Origin of the sequence: Streptosporangium sp. NPDC051022, from assembly GCF_040683035.1 — a bacterium.
In the GTDB taxonomy this organism is placed as follows: domain Bacteria; phylum Actinomycetota; class Actinomycetes; order Streptosporangiales; family Streptosporangiaceae; genus Streptosporangium.
The window spans coordinates 371,295-392,015 of the sequence record NZ_JBFBCF010000005.1; the positions used below are offsets into that span (position 1 = coordinate 371,295).

Annotated in this window: 17 protein-coding genes and 1 rRNA gene; 10 read left to right on the plus strand and 8 right to left on the minus strand. The window is 69.2% G+C overall.

The window, feature by feature from the left end; all coding sequences use genetic code 11:
• Positions 1–41: 41 nt before the first annotated feature.
• From AB0N02_RS12815 to AB0N02_RS12835, 5 genes are all read right to left on the minus strand, one after another.
• Entirely contained in the window at positions 42–1,043 is a 1,002-nt protein-coding gene (locus tag AB0N02_RS12815) for a dipeptide ABC transporter ATP-binding protein (RefSeq protein ID WP_363945376.1), read from the minus strand.
• Positions 1,027–2,058, minus strand: coding sequence for an ABC transporter ATP-binding protein (locus AB0N02_RS12820; RefSeq protein WP_363945377.1), 1,032 nt, complete (start codon positions 2,056–2,058; stop codon positions 1,027–1,029). The genes AB0N02_RS12815 and AB0N02_RS12820 overlap by 17 nt, the downstream gene beginning before the upstream one ends.
• A 15-nt stretch (positions 2,059–2,073) precedes the next feature.
• On the minus strand, positions 2,074–3,054 hold the full coding sequence (locus AB0N02_RS12825) for an ABC transporter permease (RefSeq protein WP_363945379.1): 981 nt from the start codon (positions 3,052–3,054) through the stop codon (positions 2,074–2,076).
• Positions 3,047–3,985, minus strand: coding sequence for an ABC transporter permease (locus AB0N02_RS12830; protein ID WP_363945380.1), 939 nt, complete (start codon positions 3,983–3,985; stop codon positions 3,047–3,049). Before AB0N02_RS12830 ends, AB0N02_RS12825 begins: the two co-directional genes overlap by 8 nt.
• 129 nt (positions 3,986–4,114) lie before the next feature.
• Positions 4,115–5,740, minus strand: coding sequence for an ABC transporter substrate-binding protein (locus tag AB0N02_RS12835; protein ID WP_363945382.1), 1,626 nt, complete (start codon positions 5,738–5,740; stop codon positions 4,115–4,117).
• A 498-nt stretch (positions 5,741–6,238) separates the two neighbouring features.
• Here AB0N02_RS12835 and AB0N02_RS12840 point away from each other — a divergent pair, with 498 nt between their 5' ends.
• The 4 genes from AB0N02_RS12840 to AB0N02_RS12855 all read left to right on the plus strand — a co-directional run bounded on the left by AB0N02_RS12840 (position 6,239) and on the right by AB0N02_RS12855 (position 9,089).
• A complete protein-coding gene (locus AB0N02_RS12840; protein ID WP_363945383.1) occupies positions 6,239–7,174 on the plus strand; it encodes an ABC transporter permease in 936 nt (311 codons plus the stop codon).
• Entirely contained in the window at positions 7,167–8,018 is an 852-nt protein-coding gene (locus tag AB0N02_RS12845) for an ABC transporter ATP-binding protein (RefSeq protein WP_363945385.1), read from the plus strand. The genes AB0N02_RS12840 and AB0N02_RS12845 overlap by 8 nt, the downstream gene beginning before the upstream one ends.
• Positions 8,019–8,123: 105 nt before the next feature.
• A complete protein-coding gene (locus AB0N02_RS12850; RefSeq protein ID WP_363945387.1) occupies positions 8,124–8,645 on the plus strand; it encodes a YbhB/YbcL family Raf kinase inhibitor-like protein in 522 nt (173 codons plus the stop codon).
• Positions 8,646–8,918: 273 nt separating this feature from the next.
• Positions 8,919–9,089, plus strand: coding sequence for a hypothetical protein (locus tag AB0N02_RS12855; protein WP_363945389.1), 171 nt, complete (start codon positions 8,919–8,921; stop codon positions 9,087–9,089).
• Between the two features lie 321 nt (positions 9,090–9,410).
• Here the strand turns inward: AB0N02_RS12855 and AB0N02_RS12860 are convergent, their stop codons facing one another.
• A complete protein-coding gene (locus AB0N02_RS12860) occupies positions 9,411–10,733 on the minus strand; it encodes a lysine 2,3-aminomutase (protein ID WP_363945391.1) in 1,323 nt (440 codons plus the stop codon).
• A gap of 173 nt (positions 10,734–10,906) precedes the next feature.
• Here AB0N02_RS12860 and AB0N02_RS12865 point away from each other — a divergent pair, with 173 nt between their 5' ends.
• The 5 genes from AB0N02_RS12865 to AB0N02_RS12885 all read left to right on the plus strand — a co-directional run bounded on the left by AB0N02_RS12865 (position 10,907) and on the right by AB0N02_RS12885 (position 18,611).
• Positions 10,907–11,506, plus strand: a complete 600-nt coding sequence (locus AB0N02_RS12865) for a DUF1707 domain-containing protein (protein ID WP_363945393.1) — start codon at positions 10,907–10,909, stop codon at positions 11,504–11,506.
• A 72-nt stretch (positions 11,507–11,578) separates the two neighbouring features.
• On the plus strand, positions 11,579–12,625 hold the full coding sequence (gene plsX, locus AB0N02_RS12870; protein WP_363945395.1) for a phosphate acyltransferase PlsX: 1,047 nt from the start codon (positions 11,579–11,581) through the stop codon (positions 12,623–12,625).
• 144 nt (positions 12,626–12,769) lie between these two features.
• Complete coding sequence (locus AB0N02_RS12875) at positions 12,770–15,370, plus strand: HAD-IC family P-type ATPase (protein ID WP_363945397.1); 2,601 nt, start codon at positions 12,770–12,772, stop codon at positions 15,368–15,370.
• Entirely contained in the window at positions 15,367–17,091 is a 1,725-nt protein-coding gene (gene argS, locus AB0N02_RS12880; protein WP_363945399.1) for an arginine--tRNA ligase, read from the plus strand. Before AB0N02_RS12875 ends, argS begins: the two co-directional genes overlap by 4 nt.
• Positions 17,092–17,234: 143 nt before the next feature.
• Positions 17,235–18,611 carry a hypothetical protein gene (locus AB0N02_RS12885; protein ID WP_363945401.1) on the plus strand — a complete coding sequence of 459 codons (1,377 nt, stop codon included), beginning with the start codon at positions 17,235–17,237 and terminating at the stop codon, positions 18,609–18,611.
• 31 nt (positions 18,612–18,642) lie between these two features.
• Here AB0N02_RS12885 and sepF read toward each other — a convergent pair whose 3' ends face one another.
• Complete coding sequence (gene sepF, locus AB0N02_RS12890; RefSeq protein WP_363945403.1) at positions 18,643–19,035, minus strand: cell division protein SepF; 393 nt, start codon at positions 19,033–19,035, stop codon at positions 18,643–18,645.
• Between the two features lie 192 nt (positions 19,036–19,227).
• Between sepF and AB0N02_RS12895 the strand changes: the two genes are divergently transcribed.
• Positions 19,228–20,019 (plus strand): PhzF family phenazine biosynthesis protein, encoded by a 792-nt coding sequence (locus tag AB0N02_RS12895; RefSeq protein ID WP_363945405.1) that lies wholly within the window; start codon positions 19,228–19,230, stop codon positions 20,017–20,019.
• 610 nt (positions 20,020–20,629) lie between these two features.
• Here the strand turns inward: AB0N02_RS12895 and rrf are convergent.
• Positions 20,630–20,721, minus strand: a 5S ribosomal RNA gene (gene rrf / locus AB0N02_RS12900); the annotation flags it as partial.

Below are 20,721 nucleotides of genomic sequence, written 5' to 3' on the forward strand. Positions count from 1 at the left end.
CCCTCGCGAACGTGCGGGGGGCCTCGCCGTGTCACGCCGTGTCACGCCGTGGGCTCGGCGAAGTGGCAGGCGCTGGCGTGCGCGAGGCCGGGCCGTACCCGCAGCGGCGGTTCCTGCTCGGCGCAGACGTCCCGCGCCTTCCAGCACCGCGTGCGGAACCCGCAGCCGGAGGGCGGGGCGGCCGGTGACGGCGGGTCGCCCCGCAGGACGATCCGCCGGCGCCGCTCGCGCCCGTCCGGGTCGGGCACCGGCACCGCCGACAGCAGCGCCTGGGTATAGGGATGGGCCGGCCGCTCGTAGATCTCGGCGTCCTCGCCCAGCTCGACCACCTTGCCCAGATACATCACCCCCACCCTGTCGGAGATGTGACGCACCACGGACAGGTCGTGGGCGATGAAGACGTAGGCGAGGCCGAACTCGCCCTGCAGCCGCTTCAGCAGGTTGACGACCTGGGCCTGGATCGACACGTCGAGCGCGGAGACCGGCTCGTCGCAGATGATGATCTCCGGCCTGAGCGCCAGGCCGCGGGCGATGCCGATGCGCTGACGCTGGCCGCCGGAGAACTGGTGCGGGTAGCGGTCGACGTGGTCGGGGTTGAGGCCGACGACCTCCAGCAGTTCCCGGACCACGCGGCGGCGGTCGCCCCTGGGCACGACCTCCGGGTGGATCTCGTACGGCTCGCCGACGATGTCGCCCACGGTCATCCGGGGGTTCAGCGAGGTGTACGGGTCCTGCATGACCATCTGGATGTCGCGGCGGATCCGCTTGAGCTCGGCGCCCCTGGTCTGGGCGATCTCCCTGCCCTTGATCCTCACCGAGCCCGAGGTCGGCCGCTCCAGCGCCATCAGGAGCTTGGCCAGCGTGGACTTGCCGCAGCCCGACTCGCCGACGATGCCGAGCGTCTCGCCGCGCCTGAGGTCGAAGGAGACCCCGTCCACGGCCCTGATCGCGCCGATCCGCTTCCTGATGACGGCGCCCTGGCTCAGCGGGAAGTGCTTGACCAGGTCCCTGACCTCGAGGATCGGCTCACCCGTGGCTGCCATCGAGGACCTCCCTCCAGTAGTGGCAGGCACTGCCGCGCGTCGGCCCGATCCGGTAGAGCGGCGGCACGTCGGTGAGGCAGTTGTCCTGCCGGAAGGAACAGCGGGGGGTGAAGGCGCAGCCCGGGGGCAGGGCCAGCGGATCCGGCGGCATGCCCTCGATGGCGGGCAGTTCCCGGCCCTTGCGGTCGATCCTGGGCACGGACTCCAGCAGGCCCTTGGAGTACGGGTGGGCCGGGGTCCGGTAGATATCGTGCACGGGGGCGTTCTCCACGACGCGGCCGCCGTACATGACGACGATCTTGTCGGCCACATCGGCCACCACGCCGAGGTCGTGGGTGATCAGGATCAGCCCCATGCCGCTCTCGCGCCGCAGCTCCGCCAGCAGCTCCATGATCTGGGCCTGGACCGTCACGTCGAGCGCGGTGGTCGGCTCGTCGGCGATCAGCACCTCGGGGCCGAGCGCGATCGCCATCGCGATCATGATGCGCTGGCGCATGCCCCCGGAGAACTGGTGGGGGTAGTCGTGCGCCCGCTGTCTGGCGCCGGGGATGCGGACCCGGTCCATCAGCTCGATCGCCTTGCGCCGGGCGTCGCGCCTGGAGTCCCCCAGGTGCACCTGGAACATCTCCCCGATCTGCGAGCCCACGGTGAACACCGGGTTCAGCGCGGAGAGCGCGTCCTGGAAGACCATCGCGATCCGCCGCCCCCGGACCCGGGAGCGGGCGTCCTCGCGCAGGGCCAGCAGGTTCGTGCCCCGCAGACGGATCTCACCCCCGCGGACGCGTGCGGACGGCGTGTCGAGGATGCCCATGATCGCCTGCGCGGTCACCGACTTGCCCGAGCCCGACTCCCCGAGCACGGCGAGCGTCTCGCCGGGTTCCAGCGAGTAGCTGACCCCGTTGACCGCCTTGACGACCCCCCTCCTGGTGGCGAACTCCACGTGCAGGTCGTCGATGACCAGCAGCGGCTCGCGGGCCCCGGCAGGTCCGTCGGGCCGGCCCCGCGTCGAGGACATCTTCACGGTTCTCCCCTACCGCAGCTTCGGGTCGAGGGCGTCGCGTACGGCGTCGCCCAGCATGATGAAGGCCAGCACCGTCAGGCTCAGGAACAGCGCCGGGAAGAGCAACGGCTCCGGGGCCTCCAGGAAGCGCCGCCGGGCGTCGGAGATCATGAGTCCCCACGAGATGTCGGGCGAGCTCAGCCCGACGCCGAGGAACGACAGCCCGGCCTCGGCCGCGACGAACGTGCCGAGGTTGATCGTGGCGACCACGATCACGGGTGCGACCGCGTTGGGCAGGATGTGCCGGAACATGATCCGGCCGGCCGAGGCGCCCAGCGCCCTGGCCGCGATCACGTAGTCCTGCCCCTTGGCGGTGATGACCGCGGCCCTCGTGATGCGGAAGGTCATCGGCCACGCCAGTACGGCCAGCGCCAGCACGACGGTCCAGACGTTGCCCGTGCGGAAGACCGACAGGATGAGCAGGGCGCCGAGGATCGCCGGGATCGCGAAGAAGATCTCCGTGACCCGGGAGAACAGCGTGTCGGTCACCCCGCCCCTGAATCCGGCGACGAGGCCGAGCAGGCCGCCGACCAGCGCGGTGACGACCGTGGTCGCCACGCCGACCAGGATCGAGTCGCGGGCGCCGTAGACGGCGCGGGCGTAGACGTCGCAGCCGAGGTTGTCGGTGCCGAACCAGTGCAGGACGCTCATGCCCTTCCTGGCCTCGGCGAGCCGGCAGGTGGCCGCGTCGAACGGGTCCACCGACGTGAAGAGCCGGGGGAAGGCCGCCATGGCCAGGAAGACGCCGATGAGGCAGGCGGCGCCGACGAACATCGGGCGCCGGCGCAGGTCCTGCCAGGCGTCGCTCCACAGGCTCGCGGGCCTGGCCCGCACGAGCCGCCGCGTGCCCCGGGACCGGCCGGAGCCCCCGGTGCCGCCCGGTGGCCCTCCGTACCCGGCGTGCCTGGCCTGCCTGGCGCGTCCGGTGGCCCCGGCAAGGGTGTCACTCATAGCGGATCCTCGGGTCGAGAACGGCGTAGAGCAGGTCGACGACCAGGTTCGCCAGGATGTAGACCAGCACCAGGACGGTGACGGCGCCCACGACCACCGGCTGTTCGCGCAGGTAGATCGACGTGAACAGCTGCTGTCCCACCCCGGGCAGGTTGAAGATCGTCTCGGTGATCACCGCGCCGCCCATCAGCGTGCCGAGGTCGGCGCCGAGGTAGGTGACCATCGGGATCAGCGCGTTGCGCAGGGCGTGCCGTCCGACGACCCTGCGCCTGGGCAGGCCCTTGGCCACGGCGGTGCGGATGTAGTCGGCGCGCAGCGTCTCCATCAGGCTGGTCCGGGTGAGCCTGGTGAGGTAGGCGATCGACGTCCCGGCGAGCACGAAGCCGGGCAGGAGATAGCCCCGCCAGTCCCCCGTGAGGCCCGCGACGGGGAAGAGGTCGATCCCGGCCTGCCTGAGCCTGACCCCGAGCAGCAGCTGGAGCACGAAGCCGGTGACCAGCGCGGGGATGGAGACCAGCACCAGCGTGGCGGCGAGGATCAGCGAGTCCTGGGCCCGGCCGTGGCGCAGCGCCGCGTACACGCCCAGGCCGATGCCGGCCACCGCCTCCATGGCCAGGGCCGTCACCGCCAGGTTGACGGTCACCTGGAACTTTCCCGCCATGATCTCCGTCACCGGGACCCCGGCGGCGGTGACCCCGAAGTTCCCGTGGAACAGCCCGGCGAGGTAGTGCCAGTACTGGACCAGGAAGGGGTCGTTCAGGTGGTACCGCGCCCGCAGGACGTCGACGATGTGGGAGTCGATCCGCCTGTCGCCCGCCAGCGCCGTGACCGGGTCGCCGGGCAGTGCGAAGACGATGGCGTAGATGAGCAGGGTCGTGCCCAGCACGATAGGTATCGCCTGGATCAGACGCCTGATGACGTAACGACCCAATTCACGCCTCCCGTACGTACCGTCGAACGCGCCCTTCGGGCCGGAGGGTCACGCGGCGCCGAGGGGCTTGGCGGGACCGTTCCCGGCGGCCCGCGGGCCGCCGGGCCCTACCCGGCCCCCGGCCGCCGGTCAGCCGATTTTCTCGATCTTGTCCCACTCGACCAGGTTGATCAGGTTGATCTTCAGGCCCCGGATGCGCTGGGAGTAGGCGGCGTTGGTCCGGTAGTAGAAGACCGGGATGTAGGGCAGCTCCTTGATCAGGATGTCGTCGGCCTGCTGGTAGTACTTCAGGCCGTCCTGCAGCGTGGGGGCGGCGTCGCCCTGGGCGAGGACCGCGTCGAAGTCCTTGTTGGACCAGCCCGCGTAGTTGGAGCCGGTCTTGATGGCGACCGTGGAGAAGACCGGGGTCAGGTAGTTCTCGACCGACGGGTAGTCGATGAACCAGCCCATCCGGAACATGCCGCCGTATTCCTTCTTGACCAGGCCGTCGAGGAGGATGGCGAACTTCTCGAACGGCTTGACCGTGACCTCGACGCCGAGGTTGGCGCGGAGGTTGTTGGCGATGGCCTCGATCCACTCCTTGTGCGCGCCGTCGGAGTTGTAGCCCAGCTCCACCTTCTTGGGGCCGTTGTTCTCCTCGTACTGCTTCTTGGCCCCGGCCGGGTCGTAGGTGCAGACCGTGCAGATGTTGGGCCGGTAGCCGTCGAGGAGCGGGTTGATGAAGTCGTCGGCGGGGGCTCGGGTCCCGGCGAAGACCGTCTCGGTGATCGTCTTACGGTCGATGGCCATCGAGATGGCCTCGCGGACCTTGACGTTGGAGTAGGTGTCGTTGTACTGCAGCGGGAAGCCGATGTAGCCGACACCCGCGTCCGCCTGGTCGATGTAGCGCTCACCGAACTCGGCCTTCGCGCTGGCGATCGTCGCCGGCGGCAGCGCGTCGTGGATGTCCAGTTCGCCCGCGCGCAGGTCGTTGAACGCCGTCTCGGAGTCGGCGTAAATCTTGAACTGGAGTTTGTCGAACTTGGGCTTCGGGCCGGGGAAGTCGTCGTACCGGGTCAGGTCGATCGTCTGGTCGGTGCCCTTGTTGTAGGGCCTGTCCATCTTGAAGGGCCCCTGGCCGATGGGCTGCTTGGCGTACGCCTCGGTGACCTTGCCGTCGGGACCGAAGGCCACCTCGGGCAGCGGATAGAAGGCCACGTAGCCGAGCATCGTCTTGAACTGCGAGAACGGCTTGCTCAGGGTGACCTGGAAGGTGCTCTCGTTGAGCGCCTTGAGGCCCTTCATCTTGGTGACCTTGACCGGCTGGCCCTCCGGAGGGTTCAGGTCCTCCCAGCCCTCGATGCGGCTGAAGAAGCTGTTGGCGCCCTGGGCGTTGTCCCGGTTGGCGGCGAAGTTCCACGCGTCGACGTAGTTCTGCGCGACCAGCTTCGATTTGTTGTGCCAGGTGTAGCCGGACTTGAGTTTGATCGTCCAGACCCTGCTGTCGGTGGTCTTGATCGACTCGGCGACGTTGTCGACGACCTGCTTGTCGTCGCTGTACTTCACCAGCGGGGCGAAGACCGCGTTCAGGACCTCGGCGCCCTCGGTCTCGATGGTGTCGCCGGGGTAGAAGAGCTTCTGCGGCTCGGCGACCCTCATACGGATGGGCGGGTCACCCGCCGCCTTGTCCGTGGCGGCCTGACCGCCGCACGCGGCCAGGCCCAGGGCGAGCAGCGCGATACCAGCGATGACCTGTGCGCCCTTAGTAACGCGCATTACGGTGTTTCCTCCCTTTGCAGGCGGACGTCGCCATGAATTCCCGAGGGCCGGACGGCCGGCTGAGGGTCTCGCGCTCCCGCGTCTCCGCCGTACCGGCCGACGCACCGACGCCACACCAGTCGGACGCGACTATCCCGTACCGCTCCACACCGAGTTGTCTCTGTGATGTTGCAGTTCGGTCACGCCGGAGCGGCCGGGCATCACACGACCACCGGCCCGGCCCGTCCAAACCCACAGGAAGCTACGAAAACGACATAGAGGTATATGTGGGACAGGATGGGTCACGCAAAAATACCCCCGCCTCTCGGATGCTCGCGTCCATTGCTCACGAGCGACCTGCGGCTGGGCTAACGTTGACGAGGTCCAAAGGGCCGGAGGCTCGACGGCGAACCGCACAATTGCCCTGGAACCTCTTTCCCGGAGATCCCGTCCAATGTGTGCGGCGGAACACCGCCGCAGGCACTCCATCCACTCACATCCAATAGAGTCCTTGCCATGAGCCAGCCGGAATCCGCGGTCGCGGACGCCCAGGCGGGCGGCCCGAGTGACGGTACCCCTGCCAATCAGCAGGAGCCGCTGGCCAAGCTCGCCGAGCGTTACGGACTTCGGCGTGCCATCGCACGCCCCAGCCTGCCCGTCTACCTGCGTCAGTTGTGGGAGCGACGGCACTTCGTCATGACGTACGCCACGTCGCGTAACGTCTCGAAGTACAGCACTTCAGCCCTGGGCCAGCTCTGGCAGGTCCTGACGCCGCTGCTCAACGCGGCGATCTACTGGCTGATGTTCGGCCTGATCCTCGGCGCGAGCAAGAAGGTCGAGAACTATCCCGCCTTCCTCATGACCGGGATGTTCGTCTTCACCTACACCCAGCGCTCGGTGAGCGGCGGCGCCAAGTCGATCTCCGGCAACCTGTCGCTGATCCGCGCCCTGCACTTCCCCCGCGCGGCGCTCCCGCTCGCGTACACGATCCAGGAGTTCCAGCAGCTGCTGATCTCCATGGGCGTGCTGTTCGTGCTGGTGCTGATCACCGGCGAGCCGCTGACCGTGCTGTGGCTGCTGATCCCGGTGGCCCTGCTGCTGCAGACGATGTTCAACATCGGCGCCAGCCTGGTCCTGGCCAGGATCGGCTCGACCGCCCGCGACCTGAACCAGTTGCTGCCCTTCATCATGCGCACCTGGCTCTACGCCTCGGGCGTGTTCTTCTACATTCAGGACAAGGTCGTTGAAAGCGCCCACCTTCCCCAGTGGGTCGCCGATCTCATGTACTTCAATCCGGCCGCCGCGTACATCGAGCTGATGCGGGACCTGCTCATCGAGAGCCACCCCGTTAGATCCTGGGTGTGGTTCACCTGCGTATTCTGGGCGGTGTTCGCCCTGATAGGTGGCTTCTGGTACTTCTGGCGAGCCGAGGAGAAGTACGGCCGTGGCTGAGTTGACCGAGGAGCTGCCCCAAGTGAAGGCCGACAAGCCCGGCGTCCCGAGCACGGACGTCAGGGTGCACCCCGACCCGGAGCCTCCCCGTCATCCCCGCGCGGGCACCCCGACGGTCATCGTGGACGACCTGCACATCATCTACCGGGTGTACGGCGCGGCCTCGGAAACACAGAAGGGCAACGCGGCCAACGCCCTCATGCGCCTGGTCAAGCGCCAGGGCAGGCCGGAGATGAAGGAGGTGCACGCGGTCCGCGGCGTGTCCTTCGTCTCCCACCACGGCGACGCCATCGGCATCATCGGCCGCAACGGCTCCGGCAAGTCGACGCTGCTGCGCGCCATCGCCGGGCTGCTGCCGCCGCACTCGGGCGCGGTCTACACCGACGGCCAGCCCTCCCTGCTCGGCGTCAACGCCGCGCTGATGCGCGAGCTGACCGGTGAGCGCAACATCGTGCTCGGCTGCTACGCGATGGGCATGAACCCCACGCAGGTGAAGGAGAAGTACGACGAGATCGTCGACTTCTCCGGCATCGGCGAGTTCGTGCAGTTCCCCATGTCCACCTACTCCTCGGGCATGGGCGCCCGGCTCCGCTTCGCCATCGCCTCGGCCAAGGCGCACGACGTGCTGCTCATCGACGAGGCCCTGGCGACCGGCGACCGCGAGTTCAAGCGCAAGAGCCAGGAGCGCATCATGCAGATGCGCGAGGAGGCCGGAACCGTCTTCCTGGTCGCCCACAACCTCGACGTGATCGAGGAGACCTGCAACCGGGTCATCTGGCTGCACAAGGGCAAGATCAAGATGGACGGCGACCCGAAGGCGGTCCTCGCCGCCTACAACGCCTGAGGCGGAGGGAGACCGCCCGGCGGCGGAGTGGAATCCGCCAACGGCACCTGGCGACAGGGCAGGATGTGGAGCGACCGAAACGACGCTTCCACCGGAGGTGAATCCGTGTCCTCACGGCCACCGATTCCGTATGACTTCCTGCCCCAGGTCCCCGCGCTGACCGTCGAGAGCGACGACGTCCGCGACGGCGAGACCATGTCCCTGGCCCAGGTGTTCGACGACTGGGGATCGAACGGGCAGAACATCTCCCCGAACCTGCGCTGGTCGGGTGCCCCCGAGGGCACCCTCAGCTACGCGGTGACGTGCTTCGACCCCGACGCCCCCACCGGCAGCGGGTTCTGGCACTGGCTGCTGTTCGACATCTCCGCCGACGTGACGGAGCTGCCCGCGGGCGCCGGGACCCCGGGCACCTCCTTCGGTGTGCACGGCCGCAACGACTACGGCATCAACGCCTACGGCGGCGCCGCGCCGCCGCCCGGCTGGCCGCACCGCTACCTGTTCGCGGTGCACGCCCTCGACGTGGACAAGCTCGACGTGGGGCCGGACTCCCCGGCGGCCGTGGTGGGCTTCAACATCACCGCCCACACCCTGGCCCGTGGATACATCGCCCCGGTCTACGAAACCTGAGTCTTCTCGATCGCGACCTGAGCGCTCCCGCGATCGCGACGCCGGCGGGCCGTACCCGGCCCCCGGCGTGTCGCGCCTCTCGGCGTGTCGCGCCCCACCTCTTCGCGGGCCCGGCGTTCTCCCAGGTCGTGGACCCACCTCACTCCCTTCCCCCGACGGCGAAAAGCGGAGGAAGCGCACCGGCGGCCAATCAACTGACACCGCGATCGGCGTTCCGCTATGATTCGAACGTTGTTTCGATCCTAGGAAGCCGTCATGGAGTGGGGGCGCGCGATGCAAGAGTTGTCGACCGCGATCGACCACCTGGCCACAGAGGACCCGTCCGAGATTCCGCGTCTCCAGCTGACCGAGCAGCTCATCGAGCTGCACTGGCAGATGGCCAGACTTCAAGCCCAGATCGCCCGCCGCACCTCCGTGCGTCCCCCGAACCCCCAGAACTCCTGACCCACCGACTCCCTCCCGTCACGGTTCCCTCCCCCGGCCGAGACACCCACCTCCGCACCACACCGACGAGGTCCGCCGGGCCCCTTCAGCCCCGGCAGGCCCCTGAAGGCTCCAGGACCCCCGAAGAGAGCCCGGGGCTCGCGGGGGCCTCCGGTGGGCGGACAAGCCCGTACGGCGTCCACCAGGCCGTTCGAGGCACCTCTCAGCCCTCCGCCGGGGTCTCCTCTGGCGGAACTCCCGGGCGTCTCCCCGCGGCGGTCATGCCGTACGACCCGGGAACGGTCCTGGAGCACACGCGGACGGCCGCCGAACACACGGCTCTCAGACGTACAGGCTCCAGGCGGCGGTCACCGGTTCGAACGGGAACCGGTCGGCGAACGCGGGCCGCAGGTCGGTGAGCCACACGGCCGCCGGATCGTAACGCGCGAAGAAGGGGCGTCCGACCAGCCGCGGGTCGCGCGCCTGGATGAAGTGGAGCACGAAGACCCGCTGACCTGCGATCTCCGCAACGCCGTCCACGCAGACCTTGCCCGGCGTGGCCGACATGGAGGGGCCCCGCACCGTACGGCACAGCCCGGAGACACGCGAGTAGGCGTCCCTGAAGATCTCGTACGCCCTGACCAGTGGCACGGCGAAGTAGTCCTGTGGCCCCGTGTCACGCTCGACGAACATGTAGTAGGGCACCATGCCCATCGCGACCTGCCCGCGCCACATCGAGGACCACGTCTCCGGGCGGTCGTTGATCGACCTGATCAGCGGCGCCTGCGTCCGGATCACCGCGCCGGTGTCGCCGATCCGGGTCACCGCCTCCCGCACGATGGACGGTTCCATCTCCCGCGGATGCGAGAAGTGCGCCATGAGGGCCAGGTGCTTGCCCGCCTCGACCACGGAGGCGAACAGCCGCAGCGTGTCGCCGGCGTCGGGATCGGAGACGAAGCGCTGCGGCCAGTAGGCCAGCGACTTGGTGCCGATGCGGACGGACTCCAACTGCTCCAGTTCGAGCAGGGGCTCCACGTAGCGGCGGAGCACCGACTCCCCCATGATCATGGGATCGCCGCCGGTGAGCAGCACTCCGGTCACCTGAGGATGGTTCTTCAGGTAGCCGACCAGGTTCGCGACGTCGTCGGAGGCGAACTTCAGTTCGGGCTCGCCGACGAACTGCGCCCACCGGAAGCAGTAGGTGCAGTAGGCGTGACAGGTCTGCCCCTGCCTGGGGAAGAAGAGCACGGTTTCGGGATACTTGTGCTGCATACCCGGCACCGGATCCATGCCGACATGGGGAACGTTGAGATCGAGCTGCCCCGCGGGGTGCGGGTTGAGCCGCTCCCTGATCCCGTGCGCCACCGCCTGGATCTCCGCGGGCGGGGCGTCGTCTCTCAGCAGGCCCGCCAACCGGCTGACGTCCGGTTCGGGCAACATGTCCGACTGTGGGAAGACCAGACGATAAATGGGATCGTCGGGCACGGCGGACCAGTCGATGAGACGGTCCACCACATAGGCGTTGGTGCGGAAAGGCAGTACGGCCGCGACCGCCCTGACCCTGATTCGCTCCTCGGCGTCGAGGCCGGCCCTCCGCAGCAAGTCGTCGAGATGCTTCGTGGTGTAGGCCCGGAACCCGCGCGCAGAGCCCTCTTGCAAGCTCACTGAGGCTTCCTTCCATTTTTTTATCGTTCTTGATGTAAACCTCTCCTGCTACTCGCGCGTCGTTGGCGCTTATATACCCGGACCAAAACGCTCTACGGCCGGTTCCGATATCCAGCGAGCTCCCAGCCGCACAGCTATCGCGATATATCTCGATTGGTCGTACAATCCCTCACATGACCTCCCACGACCCCGTCCCGCTCACGGCCGCCGCCAACCCCGCGCTCCGCGCGTCGGACGCCGACCGCGACCGCGTGGCGACCGTGCTGGCCGAGGCCCTCGCCACCGGCCGTCTCACCAGCCTCGAGCACGCCGACCGTCTGGAAGCCACCTACAACGCAGTCACCGTGGGCGAGCTCGCCCCGATCATCGACGACCTGCCCGGCACCACGACCTCGGCCGGCGAACCGGCCATCGCCCGGCAGGAGGTCAGCGCCGTCTTCAGCAAGGTCATCAAGGGCGGCCGCTGGATCGCCGGGCGCCACACGACGCTGAACGCCACCTTCGGGGCGCTGATCGTGGACCTGTCGGACGCGGTGCTGCCCGGGCGCGAGATCACCCTTGAGGTGAACTCCTTCTGCGGCAAGCTGATCGTCCGGGTTCCGGAGAACGCCCACGTCATCGACGAGGTCAGCGCGTTGTTCGCCAAACGCGGCATCTCGGGCGGCCTCGGCGCGGACGGCGGCCCCGTCATCAGGGTCGTCGGCAGGGCCGCTTTTGGAAAGATCATCGTGGCCAGGGAGAGAAGCGACTGGAACCTCCCGGACAGGCCCTGATCCCCCCGGCGGCGTCACCAGGCAGGAACCCCGCCTACGATGCGGACAAACCATCCCGCACGAGGTGACCGCTTGCCTGATACCGACGCTGCCCGCGTCACACCGGCCACCCTGCCCATCGCACTGGACGCGATGGGCGGCGACCACGCTCCGGACGAGATCGTGGCGGGGGCCGTACAGGCCGTCAGGGAGCACGACCTCCGCGTCGTCCTCGTCGGCGCCCCTCACCTCCTTCAGGAGGCCCTCGCCCGCCACGACGCCACGACCGAGATCCCGATCATCCGCGCCGAGGAGGCCCTGGCCATGGACGAGGGCGCCCTCGCCAGCCTGCGCCGCCCGCGCTCCAGCATCGCCGTCGCCTGCCACCTCGTACGGCGCGGCGACGCCGCCGCCGCGGTCTCCGCCGGGTCCACCGCCGGGATCGTGGCCACCGGCAAGCTCAGGCTGCGCGGCCAGCCGGGAGTGCTCCGACCGGCCATCGCCGTCGCCCTGCCGACCCTCCCCACCCCGACCATCCTGCTGGACGCCGGGGCGAACGCCGAGGTCAAGCCGGAGATGCTGGTGCAGTTCGCCCACCTCGGCACCGCCTACGCGGAGACCGCCCTGCGGATCGACAGCCCCAGGGTCGGCCTGCTGACCATCGGCAGCGAAGCGGAGAAGGGCAACAAGCTCGTCAAACGGGCACACGAGCTGCTCTCCGCCGCTCCCGGCCTGAACTTCGCGGGCAACGTCGAAGGGCACGACCTGCTCACCGGAGTCGTGGACGTCATCGTCGCCGACGGTTTCACCGGCAACGTGGCCCTGAAGACCATGGAGGGCAGTGTCCGATACGCCTTCGCCGAGCTCCGCGAGACGATCCAGAACAGCCGCACCGCCCGGCTCGGAGGCCTGCTGCAGAGGAAGCAGATCCAGCGGTTGTACCGGCGGCTGGACCCCGAGGTGCACGGCGGCGCCGTACTGCTCGGCCTGAACGGGACCGTGGTCATCGCGCACGGCGCCTCACAGGCCAGAGGCGTGAGCGCCGCGTGCGTGCTCGCCGACGAACTGGCCCGCCACGGAGTGGTGAACCGCATCGGCGAGCGCCTCGCCGCCTCACACCGCCCCCACCGCCTCTGGTGACCGCGGGCCGCCCCCCGCTCTCTTCCCGTCCCCCCGATCACGGTTCCCCTCGGCCGCGGTTCCCCTCGATCACGGGTGCTCCCCGGCGGGTTCCCCCGGCCCGGGAGTCCCGACCGGCATGCCCCGGCGCCCTGGCCCGGCGCGATGTTTCCCGGCACGACACCACCCGGTACTGCGCGCCCAACGTATGGTGAGAGGGCCGCAGGAATCTCGGGGGGAAGCGTGGAGCAGCTGGCCGAGCGGGGGCTGACCACGGCCGAGGTCGCCGAGCGGGTGGCCCGTGGACAGGTCAACGAGGTCCGCAGGCGATCGAGCAGATCGCCCTGGACGATCGTCAGGGCCAACGTCTTCACCCTGTTCAACGCGGTGATCGCCGTCCTCTGGGCACTGATCATGATCTTCGGTCAGTGGCAGGACGGCCTGTTCGGGCTGGTGATCATCGCCAACTCCGCGATCGGCATCGTCCAGGAGATGCGGGCCAAGCGCACCCTCGACCGGCTCGCCGTCGTCAACGAGGCCCCGGTCAGGGTCAGACGGGACGGGGTGGACGTCGAGATCCCGCCGCGGCGGGTCGTGCTCGGCGACCTGGTCCTGCTCGGTCCCGGCGACCGCCTGCTGGTCGACGGCGAGGTGGTCGGCTCCGACGGGCTGGAGGTCGACGAGTCCCTGCTGACCGGCGAGGCGGACCCGGTGCACAAGGCCCCCGGCGACCAGGCGCTCTCCGGGAGCTTCGCGGTCGCGGGCACCGGGTGCTACGTGGCGACCCGGGTGGGCGGCGACGCCTACGCGGCCAGGCTCGCCGAGGAGGCGAGCAAGTTCAACCTGTCCCATTCGGAGCTGCGCGCGGGCATCACCCGGTTCATCGCCTACATCACCTGGCTGGTGGTCCCCGTCGGCGCGTTGCTCGTCTGGAGCCAGCTCAGGAAGGCGGAGGACTTCGGCCAGGCCATCACCGGCGCGGTCGCGGGCATCGTCACCATGATCCCCGAAGGCCTCGTCCTGATGACGAGCATCGCCTTCGCGGTCGGCGTGGTCCGGCTGGGACGCCGCCGCTGCCTGGTCCAGGAGCTGCCCGCGATCGAGGTCCTGGCCCGGGTCGACGTGCTCTGCCTGGACAAGACCGGCACGCTCACCTCGGGGGGCATGACCCTCGGCGAGGTCCGCGTGCTCCGCGACGACCTGCCCGCCCACGAGGCCCTCAGCGCGCTGGCCGGCCTGGACGACAACCCCAACCCGACCGCCCTGGCCATCCGCGCCGAGCACCCCGATCCCCCGCCCGGCTGGACCGCGACCGCCAAGGTGCCCTTCTCCTCGGCCCGCAAGTGGAGCGGAGCGGAGTTCGCCGGACGGGGCGCCTGGGTCCTCGGCGCCGCCGACGTCCTGTTCACTCCGGGCAGCCCGGAGTACGAAGAGGCCGAGGAGCTGGCGGCCACCGGCCTGCGCGTGCTCGCCCTCTGCCGGGTCGCCTCCCTGGACGGCCAGGTCCGCCCGGCCCTCGCGGGCGGCCGTACGGAGAGCCACGTCGGCGGCGGTCACACCGACGGTGACCACGGTGGCGGCGGTCACGCCGCCGCGGACGACACGGCCGGGAGCCACGCCGACGACGGCCGCCCCGGCGCCGACCCCGTCGGCGGCGACCGGGCTGAGGCCGCGGCCATCGTCGTGCTCAGGCAGCGGATCCGGCCGGAGGCCGCCAAGACCCTGCGCTACTTCGCCGAACAGGGCGTCACCATAAAGATCATTTCAGGTGACAACCCCGAGTCGGTCTCGGCCATCGCCACCTCCCTGAACGTCCCCGGCGGCGAGAACGCGGTCGACGCCCGCACCCTGCCGGAGAACGATCCGGGAAAGCTGGCCGAGATCCTCGACGCCAACACCGTCTTCGGCAGGGTCAGCCCGCACCAGAAACGGCTCTTCGTCGGCGCCCTGCGCTCCCGGGGACACACCGTCGCGATGACGGGCGACGGCGTCAACGACGTCCTGGCGCTCAAGGACGCCGACCTCGGCGTGGCGATGGGATCGGGCAGCGGCGCCACCAGGGCGGTCGCCCAGGTCGTGCTGATGGACGACGACTTCACCAGCCTCCCCTCCGTGGTCTCGGAGGGAAGACGGGTCCTGGCCAACATCGAGCGCGTCTCCACGCTCTTCCTCACCAAGACCTTCTACGCGCTCGTCCTGTCGCTGCTCACCGGGGTCATCGGGCTCGTCTTCCCGTTCACGCCCCGGCACTCCACCCTGGTCAACGCGCTGACGATCGGCATCCCCGCCTTCTTCCTCGCGCTCGCGCCGAGCGGCGAACGGGCCAGGCCCGGATTCGTACCGCGGGTGCTCCGCCTGGCGATCCCCGCCGGAGTCATCTGCGCGGCCGCCGTCTACGTGTCGTACCTGCTCGCCGGGCTCGACGACTCCACGCTGGCGGAGAACCGCACCGCGGCGGTGATCACGCTCTTCGTCACCACGTGGTGGGTGCTGGTCCTGATCGCCCGGCCGTACCTCTGGTGGCGTGTCGCGCTGGTGGCCGCCATGGCCGTGCTGTTCGTACAGGCCGTGGCCTTCCCGCCGAGCCGGGAGTTCTTCGCGCTCGCCCCCGGCGACCCGGTCGACGACCTCGTCGCGATCGCGGTCGGCGCCGTGGCCGCGGTCGTCCTGACGATCGTCTTCAAAATCATGCGATCCCCCGACAACATGCGATCCCCTGATAAATCGCAAGGTCACGGTGGACCAACCGATACCCTTGATTTATGACCGACCCGCAGTTTGTACTCACCGAACGCGTCCAGCGGGCGCTGGCCGACGCCTTCGGCCCGGAGTACTCCGACGCAGACCCGCTGATCCGTCCCTCGCAGTTCGCCGACTACCAGGCGAACGTGGCGATGAGCCTGAGCAAGCGACTGCGACGGGCCCCGCGGGAGGTCGCCCAGGGGATCGTCGACCACCTCGTCGACTTCCCCGGGACGGCCGAGATCAGCGGCCCCGGCTTCCTCAACCTCACCCTCTCCGACGACTGGATCACCGCCCAGGCGAACGAGACGCTGGCGGACCCGCACGGCGGCGTCGCCACGTCGTCCGTGCCGCAGATCGTCGTGATCGACTACTCCGCGCCGAACGCCGCCAAGGAGATGCACGTCGGCCACCTGCGCACGACCATCGTCGGCGACGCGCTGGCCCGCGTCCACGAGCACCTTGGCAACAAGGTCATCCGGCAGAACCACCTGGGTGACTGGGGCACCCCGTTCGGCATGCTCATCGAGCACCTGCTGGACATCGGTGAGGAGGCCGCCGTCGCCCAGTTGGAGGCGGGCGAGGGCAACGCCTACTACCAGGCGGCCAGGGCGAAGTTCGACGCCGACCCGGAGTTCAACAGGCGCGCCCGCTCACGGGTGGTCACCCTGCAGGCCGAAGAGCCGGAGACCATGCGGCTGTGGCACATCTTCATGGACGCCACGGTCCGTTACTTCAACAAGGTGTACACCCAGCTCGGCGTGACGCTGACCGACGACGACATCGCCGGCGAGAGCATGTACAACCCCATGCTCGCCCAGGTCTGTGACGAGCTGCAGGAGCGCGGGATCGCCGTCGTCAGCGACGGCGCGCTCTGCGTCTTCCCGCCCGGCTACATCGGGCGCGAGGGCCAGCCGCTCCCCTTCATGATCCGCAAGAGCGACGGCGGGTACGGCTACGCCACCACGGACATGGCCACGATCCGCTACCGCGTCCAGGACCTCAAGGCCGACCGGATCCTCTACGTGATCGGGGCGACCCAGGCCCAGCACATGTCGATGCTGTTCGACTCGGCCAGGATGGCCGGCTGGCTGCCCGACCACGTCAGCGCCGAGCACATCCAGATCGGCAGCGTGCTGGGCAGCGACGGCAAGATGTTCAAGACCAGGAGCGGCGCGTCGATCAAGCTCCTGGAGCTGCTCGACGAGGCCGAGGTCCGCGCCGCCGAGGTCATCCGCGACAGCGACTACGACGAGGCCCAGCGCGAGGAGATCGCCCACGCCGTCGGCATGGGCGCGGTCAAGTACGCCGACCTGTCGGTCAGCCACGACAGCGAGTACGTCTTCGACTTCGACCGCATGCTCGCCCTGACCGGCAACACCGGCCCCTACCTGCAGTACGCCCAGGCGCGGATCCGCTCCATCTTCCGCAAGGGCGGGGTCGACCCGGCGGAGGCGACCGGCCCGATCGTCATCGGCCGCCCGGAGGAGCGCGCCCTGGCCCTGCAGCTCCTCGGGTTCGGCGCGGTCGTGGCGGAGGTCGCGGCGAACTCGGCGCCGCACAAGCTCGCCTCCTACCTCTTCGACACCGCGAGCGCCTTCACCGCGTTCTTCGAGAAGTGCCCCGTCCTGAAGGCCGAGGACGAGGCCACCCGCGCCTCCAGGCTCGCCCTGTGCGCGCTCACCCTGCGCGTGCTGGACACCGGCCTGGAGCTGCTCGGCGTCCCGGTGCCCGAGCGTATGTGAGCCATTCACCGGATGATCGCCTTGATTTGCCATATCAAGGCGATCATCCGGCAAAGTTGGGTTCGGCGCGCCTCCCGCCGGGGATGACCGAATCGCACTACGCTGGCGCGGTCACCGGTCACAACTTCGGAGAGTTCTCTGCTTTGAGCACGGACCTGACCGCGAACCCTCACGCCAGGACGGAGTTGCGCCGCTACGCCGAGGCGCTCCTGGCTGACCTGGCCGCCGACGCCGCCTTCTCCACGATTCCACCGAAGTCACCGAACGTCCCCGGCTACTGGCTGTCCCCTGCCGTCGAGGCCCTCGTGCTGCTCGTTCGCGGCGAGGACGCGCTCAAGCCGCTGGGCCGCGCCGCCCAGCTCGACGAGCGGCGGACCGCCCTTTTCCTCTGCCTCGCCCTGGCCCTGTCCGGGCAGGGCGACCGGATCCACGCCTCCTGGATGGGCATCGCCTTCGGCGAGCTGTCCCTCGAACGCCCGGTGACCCGCGGCCAGCGCGCGCTCTGGCTCGCCGCCGCCCAGGGCGCCTACGGCCCCGCGGGCAAGATCTTCGTACTACGCAAGCTCGACGCGGTCGCCGTGCCCTCCCGGAGCGAACCCGCCCGATGGCTGAGCGCGCTGACCCCGCACGAGCCGTCGATGGTGGTCCCGCCCTCCCTGGTCGACTTCCCCGAGCTGGCCGAACTGCCCGAGCTCGCCCAGCCGGTTCAGGCCTCGGCCCAGCTGACCCGCCTGCTCGGCCGCTGCACCGAGATCACCACGGCTCGGGCGAGTGCCGACGGGAGGTCCGCGGGCCGTACGGGCAGGCTTTCGAGCGCGTGTGCCGAGAAGGAGGTGCTGGCCGTGCTGCGCCACCTGATCGTCTCCGATGGACCGGACGGCTCCGCCGGGCCCGGCGGCCGCCCCGAGAACCACGACGGAGCCGACGGGGCGACGAAACCGCTCGTCGAGCACCTCATCACCGACCTGCGCCCCTGTTCGGACTCCTCCCTCGCTCCCATCGCGCTCCACGTCGCCGCACCGATCGTGCGGACCGTCGCGGAAGGCCTCGCCAAGGCCACCCAGGTCATCCCGCCCGAGTCGGTCACCATGCCTCTCCTCGGCCACCGTGTGATCCTCCGCCCCGAAGGACCCGACCCCGAGTCGATGGCCTCGGCGGAACGGCACATCACCGAGGAAGGCGTCCCCGACCGGGGACTGCCCTGGCTCGCCTACGCGCTGCTCGCCCTCGGATCCGTCGCCCTGGTCGCCGCCATCACCGTCCCGGACGCGCTGCCCGCGGCAGCGCTGGCGCCGCTTCTGGCCGCGGCGGGGGCCCACCAGCTCTGGCGCCGCCGCCAGCGGGAGCGGGCAGACGCGAAATACGTCACGAAACAGCTCTCCGAGCTGCGGGAACTGGCCGACGGCGCGGTGTGGGCGCTGCACGAGTACGGCCGCGAGGCCGAAAAGCGCGCCCAGGGAGCCACCTCCGACCTGGCTGAACTCACCCGCCTGCTGCGCAGGGGGCCTCGGGCCGGCTGAGGGCGCGGGGCACGCCCCCCCGGTTCGGAGGTCAGGCGGTGGTGATCTCCACGTCGGCGGGGGCCAGCAGGAAGACCTTCTCCGCGATGCGCTCGATGTGGCCCTCGCAGCCGTAGGCGAGTCCCGCGGCGAAGTCGACCATCCGGGTGGCCTCCGCGGTGCTCATGCAGTTGACGTCCATGATGACGGTGCGGCCCTCGCGGAAGTGCTTGCCGATGGTCGGGGCGTCGTTGTACTTGCGCGGCGTGAGCATGACGATCCGCGACGGCTCGACCATCGCGCGCCAGCGCTTGGCCGCGCGCTCGGAGGCCGGCTGCCAGTCTTCGCTCTCGCCGTCGACCTCGTCCTCGTAGTCGTAGGACTCGTCGTAATCCTCCGCACCGCCCAGGCCAAGGTAGTTCGCCACCTTACGCACTGCCCCCATCGGCTCGTCCTTTCCTACAGGACCACGCCGTGCTCGGCCTGTCCCTACACTCTTGGACGGTAACCGACGAAGTAAGGTTCGCCGCGCGACACGCCCAGCGCATATTCCCACTTTGTACGGCTAGCGCACCGGTCTGTCTGAGCCATCTACCCGTTTTGAGCCTTTCATCCCCTCCACAGCTAGGGTGACGTCATGCATATCTATACGGTCGATTCGTTTACCGACCAGTTTTTCAAGGGTAACCCCGCAGGAGTCTGCCTACTGGACAATCCGGTTCCGGACGCCTGGATGCAGGATCTTGCCTCGGAGATGGGTCACTCCGAGACAGCCTTCCTGCTCAGCGGGGAGAGCGGCGAGCCATACTCACTCCGCTGGTTCACCCCCGCCGTCGAGGTGGACCTGTGCGGTCACGCCACCCTGGCGACGGCGCACGTGCTGTATTCCGCCGGATCGGCCCCGGAAACCCTCCGGTTCGCGACGAGGAGCGGAATCCTGTCCACCACCAGGGACGAAACAGGTCTGATCAGCATGGACTTCCCCGCCAAGGTCCTTGAGGAGGCGACTCCACCGGAAGGGCTGCTGGAAGCGCTCGGGGTCGAGCCTCGATGGATCGGTAAGAACGTGTGGGACTACCTGGTTGAGGTCGAGTCCGAGGAGGCGGTCCGGACCGTCTCCCCAGACCTCCGCGCGCTGGAGGCCGTGGACGCGAGAGGGATCATCGTTACGGCCCAAGCATCGCAGCCGGGCGTGGACTACGTCTCCCGGTTTTTCGCCCCCAGGGTCGGTGTCCCCGAGGATCCGGTGACCGGTTCCGCCCACTGCGCGCTCGCGCCGTACTGGTCGGGCAAACTCGGTTCCGACACCCTCATCGGTGCCCAGCTCTCCCAGCGCGGCGGCGTGGTCCACACGACCGTGCGAGGCGACCGGGTCGACCTGGCCGGCCGGGCCGTGACGGTACTCTCCGGCGAACTCCACGCCCGGTAGCCCCGCGGTCCTCGAAGCTCCCCCTCGCCTACACCGCCCAAAACCCCTCCCGCGCTCCACCACCCACGAGACGACTCCGCAGCGCCGGTACGGCGAACAGCGCTCTGCCCCACCGCCTACGAGACGTCCCCACACCGCGCCCAAAACCCCAACGCTCTACCGCCCGCGAGACTTCTTCACAGCGCCAGTACGGCTCCTCCCACGCTCTGCACCACCGCCTCCGCTCTGCACCACCGCCTCACGAGTCCTCCCACGCTCTGATTCACCGCCTCACAAGGCGTCTTCACAGCGCCGGTACGGCGAACACCGCCACAGACCCGACCGGCGCCGATGCACCACGCGCAACCCGGCGAACCCCGGTCACAGTCCCCACCGGAAAGCTCCCGCCGAACCCCCGAAAACAAAAAAAGGGGGGACCGCCCCCCGCGAACGAGACACGTCCCCCACCCCCTCCGAACCCCTCCAGCCCCCACCGGAAAACACCCGAAGAAGAACCCCCACAACCCCCCACACACCCCCGGAAAACCCCCCGGAACCCTCTTCCGGGAACGCCAAAAAGGGAGGACCACCCCCTCAACCGAGGGGACGATCCTCCCTTTTCCGAAAAATTGTCCGGCGGCGACCTACTCTCCCACACCGTCCCCGGTGCAGTACCATCGGCGCTGAAGAGCTTAACTTCCGGGTTCGGAATGTAACCGGGTG